General features: G+C 67.3%; 14 protein-coding genes. 9 read left to right on the top strand and 5 right to left on the bottom strand.

Annotated elements, in window-relative coordinates:
• Positions 1-93: 93 nt before the first annotated feature.
• Positions 94-906, bottom strand: a complete 813-nt coding sequence (locus AC1DFC_RS12990) for a phosphatase PAP2 family protein (RefSeq protein WP_478179359.1) — start codon at positions 904-906, stop codon at positions 94-96.
• A gap of 171 nt (positions 907-1077) precedes the next feature.
• Between AC1DFC_RS12990 and glyQ the strand changes: the two genes are divergently transcribed.
• The 6 genes from glyQ to AC1DFC_RS13020 all read left to right on the top strand — a co-directional run bounded on the left by glyQ (position 1078) and on the right by AC1DFC_RS13020 (position 7189).
• Positions 1078-1986, top strand: a complete 909-nt coding sequence (gene glyQ, locus AC1DFC_RS12995) for a glycine--tRNA ligase subunit alpha (protein WP_007836152.1) — start codon at positions 1078-1080, stop codon at positions 1984-1986.
• A gap of 18 nt (positions 1987-2004) precedes the next feature.
• Positions 2005-2556, top strand: a complete 552-nt coding sequence (locus AC1DFC_RS13000; protein WP_478179360.1) for a metal-dependent hydrolase — start codon at positions 2005-2007, stop codon at positions 2554-2556.
• Between the two features lie 95 nt (positions 2557-2651).
• A complete protein-coding gene (gene glyS / locus AC1DFC_RS13005) occupies positions 2652-4805 on the top strand; it encodes a glycine--tRNA ligase subunit beta (protein WP_478179361.1) in 2154 nt (717 codons plus the stop codon).
• 22 nt (positions 4806-4827) lie between these two features.
• Entirely contained in the window at positions 4828-5421 is a 594-nt protein-coding gene (gene gmhB, locus AC1DFC_RS13010) for a D-glycero-beta-D-manno-heptose 1,7-bisphosphate 7-phosphatase (RefSeq protein ID WP_007836157.1), read from the top strand.
• Positions 5421-6188: a lysophospholipid acyltransferase family protein gene (locus AC1DFC_RS13015; protein WP_007836158.1), complete on the top strand. Its 768-nt coding sequence runs from the start codon at positions 5421-5423 to the stop codon at positions 6186-6188. The genes gmhB and AC1DFC_RS13015 overlap by 1 nt, the downstream gene beginning before the upstream one ends.
• Positions 6189-6205: 17 nt before the next feature.
• On the top strand, positions 6206-7189 hold the full coding sequence (locus AC1DFC_RS13020; RefSeq protein ID WP_413334970.1) for a M48 family metallopeptidase: 984 nt from the start codon (positions 6206-6208) through the stop codon (positions 7187-7189).
• A gap of 18 nt (positions 7190-7207) precedes the next feature.
• Here AC1DFC_RS13020 and AC1DFC_RS13025 read toward each other — a convergent pair whose 3' ends face one another.
• The 4 genes from AC1DFC_RS13025 to AC1DFC_RS13040 form a co-directional block, all read right to left on the bottom strand.
• The gene (locus tag AC1DFC_RS13025; RefSeq protein ID WP_056515878.1) at positions 7208-7978 is read right to left on the bottom strand and encodes an SDR family oxidoreductase; all 771 of its coding nucleotides are present in this window, start codon (positions 7976-7978) and stop codon (positions 7208-7210) included.
• Between the two features lie 74 nt (positions 7979-8052).
• A complete protein-coding gene (locus AC1DFC_RS13030) occupies positions 8053-8973 on the bottom strand; it encodes a pseudouridine synthase (RefSeq protein ID WP_413315562.1) in 921 nt (306 codons plus the stop codon).
• Positions 8970-10274 (bottom strand): leucine-rich repeat-containing protein kinase family protein, encoded by a 1305-nt coding sequence (locus tag AC1DFC_RS13035; protein ID WP_478179362.1) that lies wholly within the window; start codon positions 10272-10274, stop codon positions 8970-8972. The genes AC1DFC_RS13030 and AC1DFC_RS13035 overlap by 4 nt, the downstream gene beginning before the upstream one ends.
• A gap of 9 nt (positions 10275-10283) precedes the next feature.
• Positions 10284-11354 (bottom strand): MBL fold metallo-hydrolase, encoded by a 1071-nt coding sequence (locus AC1DFC_RS13040; protein WP_007836164.1) that lies wholly within the window; start codon positions 11352-11354, stop codon positions 10284-10286.
• Between the two features lie 107 nt (positions 11355-11461).
• On the opposite strand from AC1DFC_RS13040, the gene AC1DFC_RS13045 reads away from it, so the two are divergent.
• The 3 genes from AC1DFC_RS13045 to aceK are packed head-to-tail and all read left to right on the top strand — an operon-like array spanning position 11462 to position 14547.
• Positions 11462-11881 carry a MerR family transcriptional regulator gene (locus AC1DFC_RS13045; RefSeq protein WP_007836165.1) on the top strand — a complete coding sequence of 140 codons (420 nt, stop codon included), beginning with the start codon at positions 11462-11464 and terminating at the stop codon, positions 11879-11881.
• A gap of 27 nt (positions 11882-11908) precedes the next feature.
• Positions 11909-12697 (top strand): carbonate dehydratase, encoded by a 789-nt coding sequence (gene can / locus AC1DFC_RS13050; protein WP_007836166.1) that lies wholly within the window; start codon positions 11909-11911, stop codon positions 12695-12697.
• A 29-nt stretch (positions 12698-12726) separates the two neighbouring features.
• Positions 12727-14547 (top strand): bifunctional isocitrate dehydrogenase kinase/phosphatase, encoded by a 1821-nt coding sequence (aceK, locus tag AC1DFC_RS13055; protein WP_478179363.1) that lies wholly within the window; start codon positions 12727-12729, stop codon positions 14545-14547.
• Positions 14548-14567 lie beyond the last annotated feature (20 nt).

Below are 14567 nucleotides of genomic sequence, written 5' to 3' on the forward strand. Positions count from 1 at the left end.
ACGCCGCTTCGCGGCGTGTAATTCGCCACCCCCCGAGGGGGAGGCGCGGCTCGCCTTGGGGCGGCCCGGCGGCGGCCGCCTCCGCCAGCTCCTCTATTGCTTGCCGCGATGGTGCCGTGCGTACTCGATGCTCGCGATGCAGATCGCCAGCCAGGCACCGCCCGAGCACAGCCCCGCGAGCACGTCGCTAGGAAAGTGCGCCCGCACGAAGATTCGGCTGCAGGCCACGGTGACGACCACTGCCGTTGCCGCCATCACCGACGGCACCCGCCAGCGCGGCGGCAGCATGCGCAGCCCCAAGTAGCCCAGCATGCCGTAGAGCACCATCGAGCCCGAGCTGTGGCCGCTCGGAAAGGAATAGCCCGACACCTGCGCGAAGCCGAAGTCGTGCACCGGCCGAGCGCGCTCGAAGATGAGCTTGAGCACGTGGTTCAGCACCCCGTTGCCGGCGATGGCCGCGACCCAGCCAGCCGCGAAACCGCGGCGCCCGCGAAGCCACAGCGCCACCGCCACGCCGGCGCACACCAGCACCGCGACGATCGGGTCGGCCATGTGGGTGAGCCATGAGAACGCCTCCCTCACGACCGGCGGCGTGTGCGCGCCCACGGCACGGCTGATCGTCTCGTCCAGCAGGCCCATGGGCCGACCGTCGCCGAGGCCTTCCGCCACTTCGGCGAACAGCCAAGCCAGCGCGATCACAGACGCCGTGCCAATGGCCAGCCCGCCGAACAGCAGTCCGGCGCCCGGCTCGGGCTGCGCCGCATGCCGGCGCCGCAGGTGCTCGAAGCCCCACGCCGCGAGGCCGGCGGCCACGGTCAGCATCACCAGAAGAACCAGGAATCCGGGCCAGGCCTGGGCGCCGAGGCGCTCTCCCAGAGCGATCAATGCGGCATCTTCAACGGACATGGGCGGGGCGGGCGGACGGCAGGCGCAGGCGAATCACGGCGTGTCGGCAGGGGTTTCAAAGGGGAGGTCGAGCATAGCGGGCCGCTCCTGACCGCCCACTGCCTCGTAAAATAGCCGGTTCGTTGCGCCGCGGGTCCTTCTCCCGCCGGGCGGCCGCCTTCACGCAGAGCCATGCTGACCTTCCAACAAATCATTCTCAAACTGCAGTCGTACTGGGCCGACAAGGGCTGCGCGCTGCTGCAACCGTACGACATGGAAGTGGGCGCGGGCACCTCGCACACCGCCACCTTCCTGCGCGCGCTTGGCCCCGAACCCTGGAAGGCCGCCTACGTGCAGCCCAGCCGCCGCCCCAAGGACGGCCGCTACGGCGAGAACCCCAACCGCCTGCAGCACTACTACCAGTACCAGGTGGTGCTCAAGCCGGCGCCAAGCAACATCCTCGAGCTCTACCTGGGCAGTCTCGAAGCGCTGGGCTTCGACCTGAAGAAGAACGACATCCGCTTCGTGGAAGACGACTGGGAGAACCCCACGCTCGGCGCCTGGGGCCTTGGCTGGGAGGTGTGGCTCAACGGCATGGAGGTGACACAGTTCACCTACTTCCAGCAGGTCGGCGGCATCGACTGCAAGCCGATCACCGGCGAAATCACCTACGGCCTGGAGCGCCTGGCGATGTATCTGCAGGGCGTGGACAACGTCTACAACCTCACGTGGACGGATGGTCTCAGCTATGGCGACGTCTACAAGCAGAACGAGGTCGAGCAGTCGACCTACAACTTCGAGCACAGCGATGCCGAGTTCCTGTTCACCGCCTTCGCCGCGCACGAGAAGCAGGCCAAGAACCTCATGACCGAGCAGCTCGCGCTGCCGGCCTACGAGCAGGTGCTCAAGGCTGCCCACAGCTTCAACCTGCTGGACGCGCGCGGCGCCATCAGCGTGACGGAGCGCGCGGCCTACATCGGCCGCATCCGCAACCTCGCGCGCAGCGTGGCGCAGAGCTACTACGACAGCCGCGAGCGCCTTGGTTTCCCGATGGCGCCGCGCGAATGGGTCGCGCAAATGCCGCCCAGGAAGCCGGCCTGATACACCACAGCACGCCCGATGCCCACCGTCTTCACCCACGTCGCCGTACCTGTCTGCGCAGCCATTGCGCTGGGCACGCGGCGCGTGCCGGTGCCGGCGCTGCTCGCGGGCATGCTGGCGTCCCTCGCGCCCGACTTCGACGGCCTGGCCTTCAAGCTCGGCATCGCCTACGGCGGCATGGCGGGCCACCGCGGCTTCACGCACACGCTGGTGTTCGCGCTGCTGCTGGGCCTTGCGGGCTGGTGGCTCGCGCCGCGCTGGGGCATGCGCCGGGCGGCGGGCTGGGCGTGGATTGCGCTGTGCACCGTGTCGCATCCGCTGCTGGACATGCTGACCAACGGCGGCATCGGCATCGCCTTCTTCTGGCCGTTCAGCGACGTGCGCTATTTCAGTCCATGGCGGCCCATCGAGGTGTCGCCGATCGCCCTGAAAAAGTTCTTCTCGCCGCGCGGTGCGCAGGTGCTGTTCAACGAGATGGCCACCGTGTGGGCGCCGCTGCTGGCGGCCGCGGTGCTCGCGCTGGTTGCGCGTCGATCCGTGGAGCGGCGCCACGGCGCCGTTGCCGCATGAATTCGGTCTTTTCTTCTTTCCCCTCCACGGTGCCGCTTCGCTGCGTGCCCGTGACCGGTGCCGCTCGCGGCCCATTTCCAACAACGCTCTGAGCCATGTCGTCTGCCAGCCTTCTTGTCGAACTGTTTGTCGAGGAATTGCCGCCCAAGGCGCTGAAGAAGCTCGGTGATGCCTTTGCCGGCGTGCTGCGCGACCAGCTCGTGGCGCAAGGGCTCGCCGCATCCGGCGCCGTGCTCACTGCCTATGCCTCGCCGCGCCGCTTGGCCGCGCACCTCACGCACGTGGCCGAGCGCGCCGCCGACAAGGCCGTGTCGCAAAAGCTCATGCCCGTGGCTGTGGGCCTCGATGCATCGGGCCAGCCCACGCCCGCGCTGCTCAAGCGCCTGGGCGCATTGGGCGCCGATGCTTCCGCCGTGCCCGGCCTGAAGCGCGCCATGGACGGCAAGGCCGAAGCCCTGTTCTACGAAAGCACCGCCAAGGGCGCCACGCTGGCCGAAGGCCTGCAGAAGGCGCTGGCCGAAGCCATTGCCAGGTTGCCGATTCCCAAGGTCATGAGCTACCAGCTCGAAGAAGGCAGCGAGCTGCCCGGCTGGACCAGCGTGAGCTTCGTGCGACCGGCGCACGGCCTCGTCGCGCTGCACGGCGACACCGTGGTGGCCATCGAGGCGCTGGGCCTGAAGGCCGGCCGCGAGACGCACGGCCATCGCTTCGAGGCGGCGGTCGATCCGGTCGCGCTGCGCGATGCCAACAGCTATGCGCTGCAGATGCAGGAAGACGGCGCCGTCATCGCGAGCTTCGAGGCGCGCCGCGCCGAAATCGCGCGCCAGCTGGCCGCGGCGGCAGTGGAGGTCGGCGGCGGCTCGGTACCCATCCACGACGATGCGCTGCTCGACGAAGTGACCGCGCTGGTCGAGCGCCCCAACGTGCTGGTCTGCAGCTTCGAGCGCGAGTTCCTCGAAGTGCCGCAGGAATGCCTGATCCTCACGATGAAGGCCAACCAGAAATACTTTCCGCTGCTCGATGCGTCGAGCAAGCTCACCAACAAGTTCCTGGTGGTCAGCAACATCAGCCCCGACGATGCGAGCGCGGTCGTCGAAGGCAACGAGCGCGTCGTGCGCCCGCGCCTGGCCGACGCCAAATTCTTCTTCGACCAGGACCGCAAGAAGTCGCTGGCCTCGCGGGTCGAGTCGCTGGGCAAGGTGGTCTACCACAACAAGCTTGGCACGCAGGGCGAGCGCGTGCAGCGCGTGATGCACATCGCGCGCGGCATCGCAGAGAAGCTCGGCGATGTATCGCTGGCCGCGCACGCCACGCAGGCCGCTCAACTCGCCAAGGCCGATCTCGTGACCGACATGGTCGGCGAGTTCCCCGAGCTGCAGGGCACCATGGGCCGCTACTACGCGCTGCACGACGGCCTGGACGCCTCGGTGGCCGACGCCATCGAAGACCACTACAAGCCGCGCTTCGCCGGCGACGAGCTGCCGCGCAACAGCGTGGGCCTCGTGGTCGCGCTGGCCGACAAGCTCGAGACGCTGGTCGGCATGTTCGGCATCGGCAACCTGCCCACCGGCGACCGCGACCCCTTCGCGCTGCGCCGCCATGCGCTGGGCGTGATCCGCATGCTGGTCGAGAAAGACCTGCCGCTCGATCTGAGCAAGCTGGTGAGCGCCGCGCGCACCGTGCTGGACGACGCCATCGGCAAGACGGGGCAGTTCCCGCTGCACAAGGCCGCGGAAGACGTGAGCCAGGTCGTCGATTTCATCTACGACCGGCTCGCCGGTTCCCTGCGCGAGCAGGGCGCCAGCGCGCAGGAAGTCGAAGCCGTGCTGGCACCGCGCCCGCAGCGCCTGGGCGAAGTGCCCAAGCTGCTGGCCGCCGTGCGCGCCTTCGCCGCCCTGCCGGCCGCCGCCGCGCTGGCGGCCGCGAACAAGCGCATCGGCAACATCCTCAAGAAGGCCCCCGAGGCCGACGCGCACGTCAGCGAACTGCTGCTGCACGAACCGGCCGAGAAGGCGCTGCATGCGGCCATGGCGCAGGTCGTGCCCGCCGCCAACGCGCAATTCGAGGCCGGCGACTACACCGCCTCGCTGCAGACGCTGGCCGCGCTGCGCGAGCCGGTCGACGCCTTCTTCGACGGCGTGATGGTCAACGCCGAACAGGCCGACCTGCGCCTGAACCGGCTCGGCCTGCTGATGTCGCTGCACGCCGCGATGAACCGGGTGGCGCAGCTCGAGCGGCTGGCCGTCTGAACATTCCTACGGCAACACCACCATGGGCGGCACCGTCATGAAACTCGTCATCCTCGACCGCAACGGCACGATCAACGTGCACCGCGAAGACTTCGTGAAGAGCGACATCGAGTGGACGCCGCTGCCTGGTGCGCTCGAGGCTGTGGCGCGGCTCAACCATGCGGGCTGGCACGTGGTGGTGGCATCCAACCAGTCGGGCCTGGGCCGCGGCCTGTTCGACATGGCCTCGCTCAATGCAATGCACGCCAAGATGCACAAGATGCTCGCGGCGGTGGGCGGCAAGGTCGATGCGGTGTTCTATTGCCCGCACAGCCCCGACGAGGACTGCGACTGCCGCAAGCCCAAGCCGGGCCTGTTCCTGCAGATCGGCGACCGCTACGGCATCGACCTCAAGGGCATCCCGACCTGCGGCGACAGCCTGCGCGACCTGCAGGCGGGCGCGGCCGCCGGTTGCGAGCCGCACCTGCTGCTCACGGGCATGGGGGCGGCCTGCCGCGGCATCGATCCGCTGCCTTCCGAATATCCGGCGAACACGTTGGTCCACGACGATCTCGCCGCTTTTGTTGATTTTTTGCTGGCGCGCGAAGCGCGGGCTGCACTGCAGGTGACTGTCTGATGGCGTTTTTTCGTTCCGTTCTCCACGCACTGTGGATGCTCGTCACCGTGATCCCCTGGGGCATCATCATGTGCGTCAGCTCGCTGTGGAAGCGTGGCATTCCGCTCTACTGGATGGCGGAGCGCTGGCTCGGCTGGGCCATCGGCGGCGCGCGCGTGCTGCTGGGCATCAAGACCCGCGTGAGCGGCATGGAAAACCTGCCGACCGACAAGCTCGCGGGCGCGGTGCTGCTGGTGAAGCACCAGTCCACGCTCGAGACCTTCCTGATGCCCACGCTGATGCCGCATCCGCTGGCCTACGTGTTCAAGAAGGAGCTGATCTACGTGCCCTTCTTCGGCTGGGCGATGGCGCGGCTGGACATGATCCACATCGACCGCAGCCAGCGCGCGCAGGCCTTCAACAAGGTGGTGAACCAGGGCCGCAAGCTGCTTGCGCAGGGCATCTGGATCATCATGTTTCCCGAGGGCACGCGCATCCCGCGCGGGCAGAAGGGCACCTACAAGAGCGGCGGCACGCGGCTCGCCTGCGAGACCGGCGTACCGGTGATTCCCGTTGCGGTGACGTCGGCCAAGGTGTGGCCGCGCAAGGCCTTCATCAAGCGCCCGGGCGTGGTCGACGTGTCCATCGGCCCGGCCATTTCGAGCGTGGGCCGCAAGCCCGACGAGCTGATGCGCGAGGTCGAGGCCTGGATCGAGGCCGAGATGCGCCGCCTCGATCCCGAGGCTTATGTCGACAGCCCGCAGTCTGCGCAAGAAGCGGTGAGCTGAGGAACAGAGAGCCTGGCATGGGGCGACTGCTTCAGTTCACGATGGACCTGTTCGAAGGGCTTGGCAGCGAGTTCGCGTCGCCGGCACCCGTCCCGGCGCGGCCGCGCAGGGCGAAGAAGCCGAAGCCTGCGGCACCGCCGGCGACTCTTCTTGCTCCTCACTCCATGGCGCCTTCGGCGCCGGACGATGAACACGCCGTGCCCTCGCCGCCGGCGGTTCCGCTTGCCGAGACGCTGGCGCTCGCGAACTTCGCGCACCCTCAAGCCACCCGCGAGGTGGTGCTCGGCTCTGCGCGCGTGGCCTACGAATTCAAGCGCGGCAAGCGCAAGACCATCGGCTTTCTCGTCGGTGCCGAAGGCCTGTCGGTGCGCGCGCCGCGATGGGTGGCGCTGCGCGATGTCGATGTGGCCATCCACGAGAAGTCCGACTGGATCCTGCGCAAGCTCGCTGAAACGCAGCAGCGTCATGCGCGCGTCGAAGCCACGCGCATCGAGTGGAGGGATGGGGCCGGGTTTCCGTTCCTCGGCGAGCCGGTGGTGATCCAGCTCGACCCGAAGCACGGCTTCGCCAGCGTCGGCGGCACGCTCGATGCCGGTGACGGCACGGGGCCGCGCATCCTGCGGCTGGCGGTGGCGCAGAATGCTGCGCCTTCGCAGATCCGCGATGCGGCACAGGCCTGGCTCATGCGGCAGGCGCGGCGCCTGTTCATCGAGCGGCTCGATCATTTCGCGCCGCTGCTCGGTGTGCGCTGGCAGAAGCTGTCGCTGTCGAACGCGGCCACGCGCTGGGGCAGCGCAAGCGCGGACGGGTCGATCCGGCTCAACTGGCGGCTCATTCATTTCCGCATGCCCGTGATCGACTATGTGGTCGCGCACGAACTGGCCCACCTGCGCGTGATGGACCATTCGCACCGCTTCTGGGAAACGGTCGGGAGCGTGATGCCTGACTACGACCTGCTGCGCCAGCAGCTCAAGGACGAAGCGGTTCCCCGCTGGTCCTGAGGCATTTCTCGGGCACGCTCAGCGCGCGTGCGTAACGCCTCCGTCCACCACCAGCGTCGACCCCATCACATAGTCCCCAGCCCGAGAGGCAAGGTAGATGGCCGCGCCCGCCATGTCTTCCGGTGTGCCGATGCGCCCCGCGGGGATGCGGCCCTTGACCTCGTCCCCGTGGTCGCGAGCGTCCTTGTTCATGTCGGAGGCGAATGCGCCGGGTGCAATCGCGCTTACCGCGATGCGGTCCTGTGCCAGCCGCAACGCCATGCGGCGCGTCAGCTGGATCAGCCCCGCCTTGCTCGCCGCATACGAGTACGTCTCCTGCGGATTCACGGAAATCCCGTCGATCGATGCGATGTTGATCACCTTCGCCAGGTGATCCGTGGCCGCCTTCTTCAGCATCGGCGTCAACGCCTTCGTCAGGAAGAACGGCGTCTTCAGGTTCAGGTCCACCACCTTGTCCCAGCCGCTCTCGGGAAACTCTTCATATGGCGCGCCCCAGGCGGCCCCGGCGTTGTTCACCAGGATGTCCAGCGAGCCTTCGTGCTTCGCATAGGCATCGACCAGCGCCTGCGCGCCCTCGAGCGTCGACACGTCCGCCGGCAGCGACACGCAATGCCCGAACGCCGACAGCTCCTTCGCCGTCTGGTCGCAGGCCGCGGCCTTGCGCGCCGAGATGTACACGCGCGCGCCCTGGGCCAGGTAGCCCTCGGCGATCATGCGGCCGATGCCGCGCGAGCCGCCGGTGATCAGCGCCGTGCGGCCCTTCAGCGAGAAGAGTTGGGTGGTGTCCATGGTGCGGGTGTCTCCTGAATGAATGAGCGATCGGTCCAGGAAACGAGCTTAGTGCGCGCCGCGCCCCGCGGGCGTCACCTCGGTGTCAGCGTCAGGCTTCGGGGGCTCGTGAAGCTGCGCAGGTCGCCGCTCACCGGGTCGAGGAACGCGACCGACCTGGCCAGCAGCTGCAAGGGCTTGCCGAAGTCGTCGGCGCCTTCGGGCAGCAGCACGGGATAGATCGGATCGTTCACGATCGGCATGCCCAGCGCCATGCAGTGCACGCGCAATTGGTGCTTTCGGCCCGTCACGGGCGAGAGCTTCAGCAGCGCGTGGCCGTCGCGCACCTCTTGCACCTCGATGCGGGTTTCGGAGTTGGGCTCGCCGGGTTCTTCGCGCACGCGCATGAAGTGGTGGTCGTCGACCAGCCGGCTGCGGTAGGTGGCGGGCACCGACGATACGCCTTCGTGCCACGGCACCACGGCCTCGTAGTGCTTGGCGATGCGGCGCTCCGGAAACATCTGCTGATAGGCGCCGCGCGTGGCGGGCCGCACCGAGAACAGCACCAGCCCCGAGGTGCTGCGGTCGATGCGGTGCAGCGGCACGAGGTCGTCGAGCGCCAGCTTGCGCTTGAGCCGCACCAGCAGGCTCTCCTGCAGGTACTTGCCGGTGGGCGTGACGGGTACGAAGGGGGGCTTGTCGACCACCAGCAGTTCGTCGTCCCGGAACACGACCTGCTCTTCGAACGGGATGCGCGCTTCGTTGTCGAGCGTGCGGTAGTAGTACACGCGCAGCGGCGATTGATAACGGCGCGCCACCGTCACGGGCACGCCGTGCTCGTCGATGACGTCGTTCGCCTCGATGCGTTCGAGCCAGGCCTCGCGCGTGATCGCGGGAAAGCGCTCGATCAGGAATTCGGCAATGGTCGGCCAGGGGCCGTGGACCAGGCCCACACAGCTCGGTCCGACGCCGTCGCGCGTGGGCAGCGGCAATTGGGGCGGTCGGCGCCGGGTCATTGCGGCAGTGCTCGCCGCAGCACGGACAGGGCTTCGGCGAACGAAGGCCGCGACGCCGCGTCGGGCTGCAGGCAGCGGTCTTTCAACGTCGCCACGGCCTGCGGCGGTGCGTCGTTGCAGCGTTCGAGCAGCTCTTCCAGCAGGCAGCCGAAGGCACGCATCTCCAGGCCTTGGAACGCACGCGCCTGCGCCGAATCGAGCGCACCCGTCATCCACGCCGCACCGAAGTCGCCGAGCCGGCCGCCATCTTCCGGATGCCAGAGGATGTTGTGCGCATAGAGATCGCCGTGAAGAATTCCTTGCGCATGCAGGTGCTGCATGGCCGACGCGATGTCGCGTGCGATGCGCAGCGCCACATCGGACGTCCACCGCGCTTCTTCGGCATAAACATCGCGCGTACACGACGCAAGGCTCGGCGGCCCGGCGAGCGTGGCGAACGATGGATCGACCAGCGCCATCACCAGGCCTTCGATGCCTTCGGGGTGGCCGTCGATGCGGCTCTGCGCGGCGATCAGCGTGGGATGCGCGCCGGCGGCGATGCAGGCGGCCATCTCGCTGTGCGGCCAGCCGTCGCTGGTGACCGCGCCCTTGAAAAGCTTGACCGCGACCTGCTGCGATGCGCCGAGGGTGGCTCGATGGATCACGCCCGATGCGCCTTCACCGAGCTTCCTGCCCAGCGCCAGTTCACGCCAGTCGATGTGCGGCACCGACTGCGCGGTGATCGCCGCGTCCTCGGCCTGCGTATCGAAGGGGTTGCCCGCGCAGGCGAGCCACGACAGGCGCGGCAGCGAAGGCAGCCATGCGGGCAGCGTCTCGAAGCGGTTGGCCGAGATGCGCAGCAGTTCGAGCTGCCCGAGGCCGGCCATCGACGGCGGCAGCGCGCGCAGGCGGTTGCCCGCGAGCATCAGCTTCTGCATCCGCGTGCAATTGCCGAGCGAGCCGGGCAGTTCTTCGATCTGGTTGTCCGTGAGGATCAGCCACCGCAGCGAGGGCGGCAGCGAGGCCGACGGCACGGTGCGGATCCGGTTGGCCTTGAAGCCGACGATGTCGAGGCCATGGCACTGGCCGATGGCTTCGGGCAGCGTGGTGAACCGGTTGTCCGAACAGAACAGCACGCGCAGCTTGTGAAGGCGATGGAGGTCGTCGGGCAGCGTGTCGAGTGCATTGCCAGACAGGTTCAGCACCTCGAGCGAATCGGCGAGTGCGAAGACCTCTCGCGGGAACTCGGTGAGTCCGCTCGAGAGATCGATTCTTCTTGCGCCTGCCAGCCGGCCCGCGCGCAGCTGAGCCAGCGTGTCCATCCGGCGAGTCTAAGCCGTCGCGGCCTTGGGTCCGAAGCGATAGATGCCGTCTTTGCCGAGTTCGCGCTTCACCTGGCCGGCGAACCACAGCAGGTGCAGGTGGGCCACCGTTTCGCCCATGGCGAAGGTCATCTGGTGCAGGTCGAGTTCGCGCTTGAACAGGATCGGCAGGCCTTCGGCGGCGGTCAGGGCACGCGCCGTGCAGGCTTCGAGCAATTCGGCCAGCCGGTCGCGGTGGTGCTCCTGCAGCTGGTCGACGCGGCGGTGGATGCCGCGGAACGGCTTGCCGTGCGAGGGCAGGCCCAGCGTGTCGGCCGGCAGTGCCTTGAACTTGTCGATGCTGTCGAGAAACAGGCGCAGCGAGTTCGCCTCGGGCTCGCCCGCGTGCACGCTCACGTTGGTGGAAATGCGCGGCAGCATCATGTCGCCGCCCAGCAGAAGCTTGAGTTCGTCGCAGTACAGCGCGATGTGCTCGGGCGCATGTCCGTAGCCGCTGATGCAGCGCCAGGCGTGACCGCCGATCACGACGTCGTCGCCGTCGAGCATGCGAACGAAGCGGTCGGGCACCGAGGGCACCATGTTCGCGTAGTAGTTGGTGCGCGCGCGGATCTTGGCGAGCGACTCGGCGTCGGTCAGGCCGTGCGAGCCGAAGAAGGCCGCGGCCGCATCGCCGCCCGCCAGGGTGTCGCCATTGGTGCTGAGCACGCGGGCCACGTGGTAGTCGGTGGAACTGATCCATAGAGGCGCGTTCCAGCGCGAGCAGAGCCACTCGGCCAGGCCGATGTGGTCGGGGTGCATGTGGGTGACGATGACGCGCAGGATCGGCATGCCCTGCAACTGCGTTTCGAAAATCTGCTCCCACTGCGCGCGCGCTTCGTCGTGCGCGATGCAGCAGTCGACTACTGTCCAGCCCTCGACGCCGTCGAGGCTGTCACGCAGCAGCCAGAGGTTGATGTGGTCGAGCGCAAAGGGCAGCCGCATGCGGATCCAGCGCACGCCGGGCGCCACCTCCAGGGCTTCGCCGGGCTCGGGGAGCGTGTCGCCGAGGGGGTAGTGGAGTTCACGTTCGAGGAGGTTCATGTAAGATTGACGTTTACGTAAACGTCATGGGTTGATGGCACCATTGTAGGGATCGCCGCGCAAACCTGCTGTCGCCCCCGTAACGCCCTTTCGCCACCACCGCCGCCATGCCTGCGCAAACCTTCACCATCAGCCAGCTCGCGAAGGAGTTCGACCTCACGACGCGGGCCATCCGCTTCTACGAGGACATGGGCCTGCTCACGCCCGAGCGCGCCGGCCTGCAGCGCGTGTACAGCGCGCGCGACCGCGCGCGGCTCACGCTCACGCTGCGCGCCAAGCGCCTCGGCCTGAGCCTGACGGAGGCGAAGGAAATCCTCGACATGTACGACAGCCCGCGAGACACCGTGCCGCAGCTGGAAAGATTCCTCGGCGTGCTGGGCACCCACCGGGCCCAGCTCGAAGCGCAGCTGACCGAATTGCAGGCCAACCTCGCGGAGGTGCGAGAGCACGAGAAAAAGGGACGGGCCACCCTGGCCAAGGCACAAAAGGCGAACAAGGCAGCCAAGTCTGCGGAAGCCAAGGCCTGAAACACGACTCATCGACAATAGCCGACTATGCCCGACAACACCGATAACCTCGACGACCTCTTTGCCCACAACCGTGCCTGGTCCGCGCAGATGGAGCGCGACCGGCCCGGTTTCTTCACCAGCCTGGTCAAGCAGCAGACGCCGCGCTACATGTGGATCGGCTGCTCCGACAGCCGCGTGCCAGCCAACCAGATCACCGGCCTGGAGCCGGGCGAAGTGTTCGTGCACCGCAACGTGGCCAACATCGTGGTGCACTCCGACCTCAACGCGCTCTCGGCGATCCAGTTCGCGGTCGAGCACCTGAAGGTCGAGCACATCATGGTCGTGGGCCACTACGGCTGCGCCGGCGTGAAGGCCGCACTCAGCGGTGCGCGCATCGGCCTGGCCGACAACTGGATCCGCCACATCCAGGACGTGCGCGACCGCCACGCCGTGATGCTCGAGAGCCTGCCCGAAGATGCGCGCGTCGACGCGCTGTGCGAACTCAACGTCGCCGAGCAGGTGGTCAACGTGGCCGTCAGCACCGTCATGGTCGACGCCTGGGCGCGCGGCCAGAAGGTCCGCATCCACGGCTGGACCTTCGGCGTGCACGATGGCCTGCTGCAGGACCTCGGCCTGAGCGTCGACGGCGCCAAGCCGCTCGATACGGTCTACAAGGCCGCGGTGCAGCGCATCCGCTACAAGTGGAGCAAGCCCGGCGAAGTGATCCAGTCGCTGACGCTGCAAGGCACGCAGGTGAACCAGGCGGTGCAGGAGGCGCAGGCCATGACGCCGCAGCCCGAGGCCAACGGCACGGCCGACCCCGCCGCGGCCTGAGCGGCCGTCCTCCATCGGCTCGCGTCGCCATGTTTCCGCAGCGCCTCGACTCGCCGCTGGCCTATGACATCGCGAAGGCGATGATGGACGGCTTCAACCGGCACTACCGGTTGTTCCGCGCCGAATCGGCACGCGCCAAGCACCGTTTCGAAACCGCCGACTGGCACGGCCAGCAGCGCGCACAGCGCGAACGCATCGAGTTCTACGACCTGCGCGTGAGCGAGGCCGTGGCCCGGCTCGAAAAGGAGTTCAAGGCCGGCGAACAGCCGATGGACGTATGGCACCAGGTCAAGCTGCACTACATCGGCCTGCTGGTGGACCATCACCAGCCCGAGCTGGCCGAGACCTTCTTCAACTCGGTGACCACGAAGATCCTGCACCGCGCGTACTTCCAGAACGACTTCATCTTCGTGCGCCCGGCCATCAGCACCGAGTACATCGAGCCGCGCGGTGCACCCACCTACCGCCCGTACTACCCCAAGCCCGACACGCTGGCCGACACCATCGAGCAGATGCTCGACGACTTCGCACTGCTCGGCAGCTATGCCAACAAGCGGCGCGATGCGCAGCGCGTGGCGCACGTCATCCTCAACCGCTTCCACCAGGTCAAGCTGCGCGCCAACTTCCAGCTGCAGGTGCTGTCGGGCCTGTTCTTTCGCAACAAGGGCGCGTACGTGGTCGGAAAGATCATGAACGGCTTCACCGAGATTGCGTTCTCGCTGCCGATCCTGCACGACAGCCGCGGCAAGTTCTACATCGACGCGGCGCTGTTCGGCGAGGACGACATGCAGATGCTGTTCAGCTTTGCACGCGCCTATTTCATGGTCGACATGGAAGTGCCCTCGGCCTGGGTGCAGTTTTTGCGCTCGCTCATGCCGCGCAAGCCGCGCGCCGAAATCTACAACGCGCTCGGCCTCGCCAAGCAGGGCAAGACGCTGTTCTACCGCGACTTCCTCTCGCACCTGAACTATTCGAGCGACCGCTTCCGCATTGCGCCCGGCATCAAGGGCATGGTCATGCTGGTGTTCGACCTGCCGTCGTTCCCGTTCGTGTTCAAGGTCATCAAGGACTTCTATCCGCCGCAGAAGGACACCACGCGCGAGCAGATCAAGGGCAAGTACCTGCTCGTGAAGCAGCACGACCGCGTGGGCCGCATGGCCGACACGCTGGAGTACAGCGACGTGGGTTTTCCGCTCGACCGCTTCGAGCCCGAGCTGATCGAGGAGATCAGGAAGTTCGCGCCCAGCCAGCTCGAGATCGGCGACCGCGACGGCAACGGGGAGATGGAGCTGGTGCTCAAGCACGTCTACATCGAGCGCCGCATGATCCCGCTCAACATCTACCTGCAGGAAGCCTTCGACACGCTGGCCCACCCGGAAAGCCCGGCCCATGCCAAGCGCGCGAAAGACCAGCTGGTGCACGCGGTGATCGAGTACGGCAATGCGATCAAGGACATGGTGGCGGCCAACATCTTTCCGGGCGACATGCTGTGGAAGAACTTCGGCGTCACGCGCGGCGGCAAGGTCGTGTTCTACGACTACGACGAAATCGAATACATCACCGACTGCAAGTTCCGCAAGGTCCCGGCGCCGCGCAACGAGGAAGACGAGATGAGCGGCGAGGTCTGGTACTCGGTGGGTCCGAAGGACGTGTTCCCCGAGACCTTCGAACCCTTCCTGCTCGGCAACGAGGACGTGCGCGAGGCCTTCATGGCACACCATGCCGACCTGCTCGACGCCGCCTTCTGGCAGCACCACAAGGAACGCATCCAGGCCGGCCAGATGCTCGATGTGTTCCCGTACGAAGAATCGCAGCGCTTCCAGCACGAGGGGCACGCGACGCATTTTTGATCGGCCGCGGTCGATGCCGA

Source organism: Variovorax sp. 10L421, assembly GCF_056395365.1.

What these genes read in the sequence shown, in the direction of transcription:
- AC1DFC_RS12990 (WP_478179359.1), bottom strand. Translation starts at nt 906, where the DNA reads ATGTCCGTTGAAGATGCCGCATTGATCGCTCTGGGAGAGCGCCTCGGC.
- glyQ (WP_007836152.1), top strand. Translation starts at nt 1,078, where the DNA reads ATGCTGACCTTCCAACAAATCATTCTCAAACTGCAGTCGTACTGGGCC.
- AC1DFC_RS13000 (WP_478179360.1), top strand. Translation starts at nt 2,005, where the DNA reads ATGCCCACCGTCTTCACCCACGTCGCCGTACCTGTCTGCGCAGCCATT.
- glyS (WP_478179361.1), top strand. Translation starts at nt 2,652, where the DNA reads ATGTCGTCTGCCAGCCTTCTTGTCGAACTGTTTGTCGAGGAATTGCCG.
- gmhB (WP_007836157.1), top strand. Translation starts at nt 4,828, where the DNA reads ATGGGCGGCACCGTCATGAAACTCGTCATCCTCGACCGCAACGGCACG.
- AC1DFC_RS13015 (WP_007836158.1), top strand. Translation starts at nt 5,421, where the DNA reads ATGGCGTTTTTTCGTTCCGTTCTCCACGCACTGTGGATGCTCGTCACC.
- AC1DFC_RS13020 (WP_413334970.1), top strand. Translation starts at nt 6,206, where the DNA reads ATGGGGCGACTGCTTCAGTTCACGATGGACCTGTTCGAAGGGCTTGGC.
- AC1DFC_RS13025 (WP_056515878.1), bottom strand. Translation starts at nt 7,978, where the DNA reads ATGGACACCACCCAACTCTTCTCGCTGAAGGGCCGCACGGCGCTGATC.
- AC1DFC_RS13030 (WP_413315562.1), bottom strand. Translation starts at nt 8,973, where the DNA reads ATGACCCGGCGCCGACCGCCCCAATTGCCGCTGCCCACGCGCGACGGC.
- AC1DFC_RS13035 (WP_478179362.1), bottom strand. Translation starts at nt 10,274, where the DNA reads ATGGACACGCTGGCTCAGCTGCGCGCGGGCCGGCTGGCAGGCGCAAGA.
- AC1DFC_RS13040 (WP_007836164.1), bottom strand. Translation starts at nt 11,354, where the DNA reads ATGAACCTCCTCGAACGTGAACTCCACTACCCCCTCGGCGACACGCTC.
- AC1DFC_RS13045 (WP_007836165.1), top strand. Translation starts at nt 11,462, where the DNA reads ATGCCTGCGCAAACCTTCACCATCAGCCAGCTCGCGAAGGAGTTCGAC.
- can (WP_007836166.1), top strand. Translation starts at nt 11,909, where the DNA reads ATGCCCGACAACACCGATAACCTCGACGACCTCTTTGCCCACAACCGT.
- aceK (WP_478179363.1), top strand. Translation starts at nt 12,727, where the DNA reads ATGTTTCCGCAGCGCCTCGACTCGCCGCTGGCCTATGACATCGCGAAG.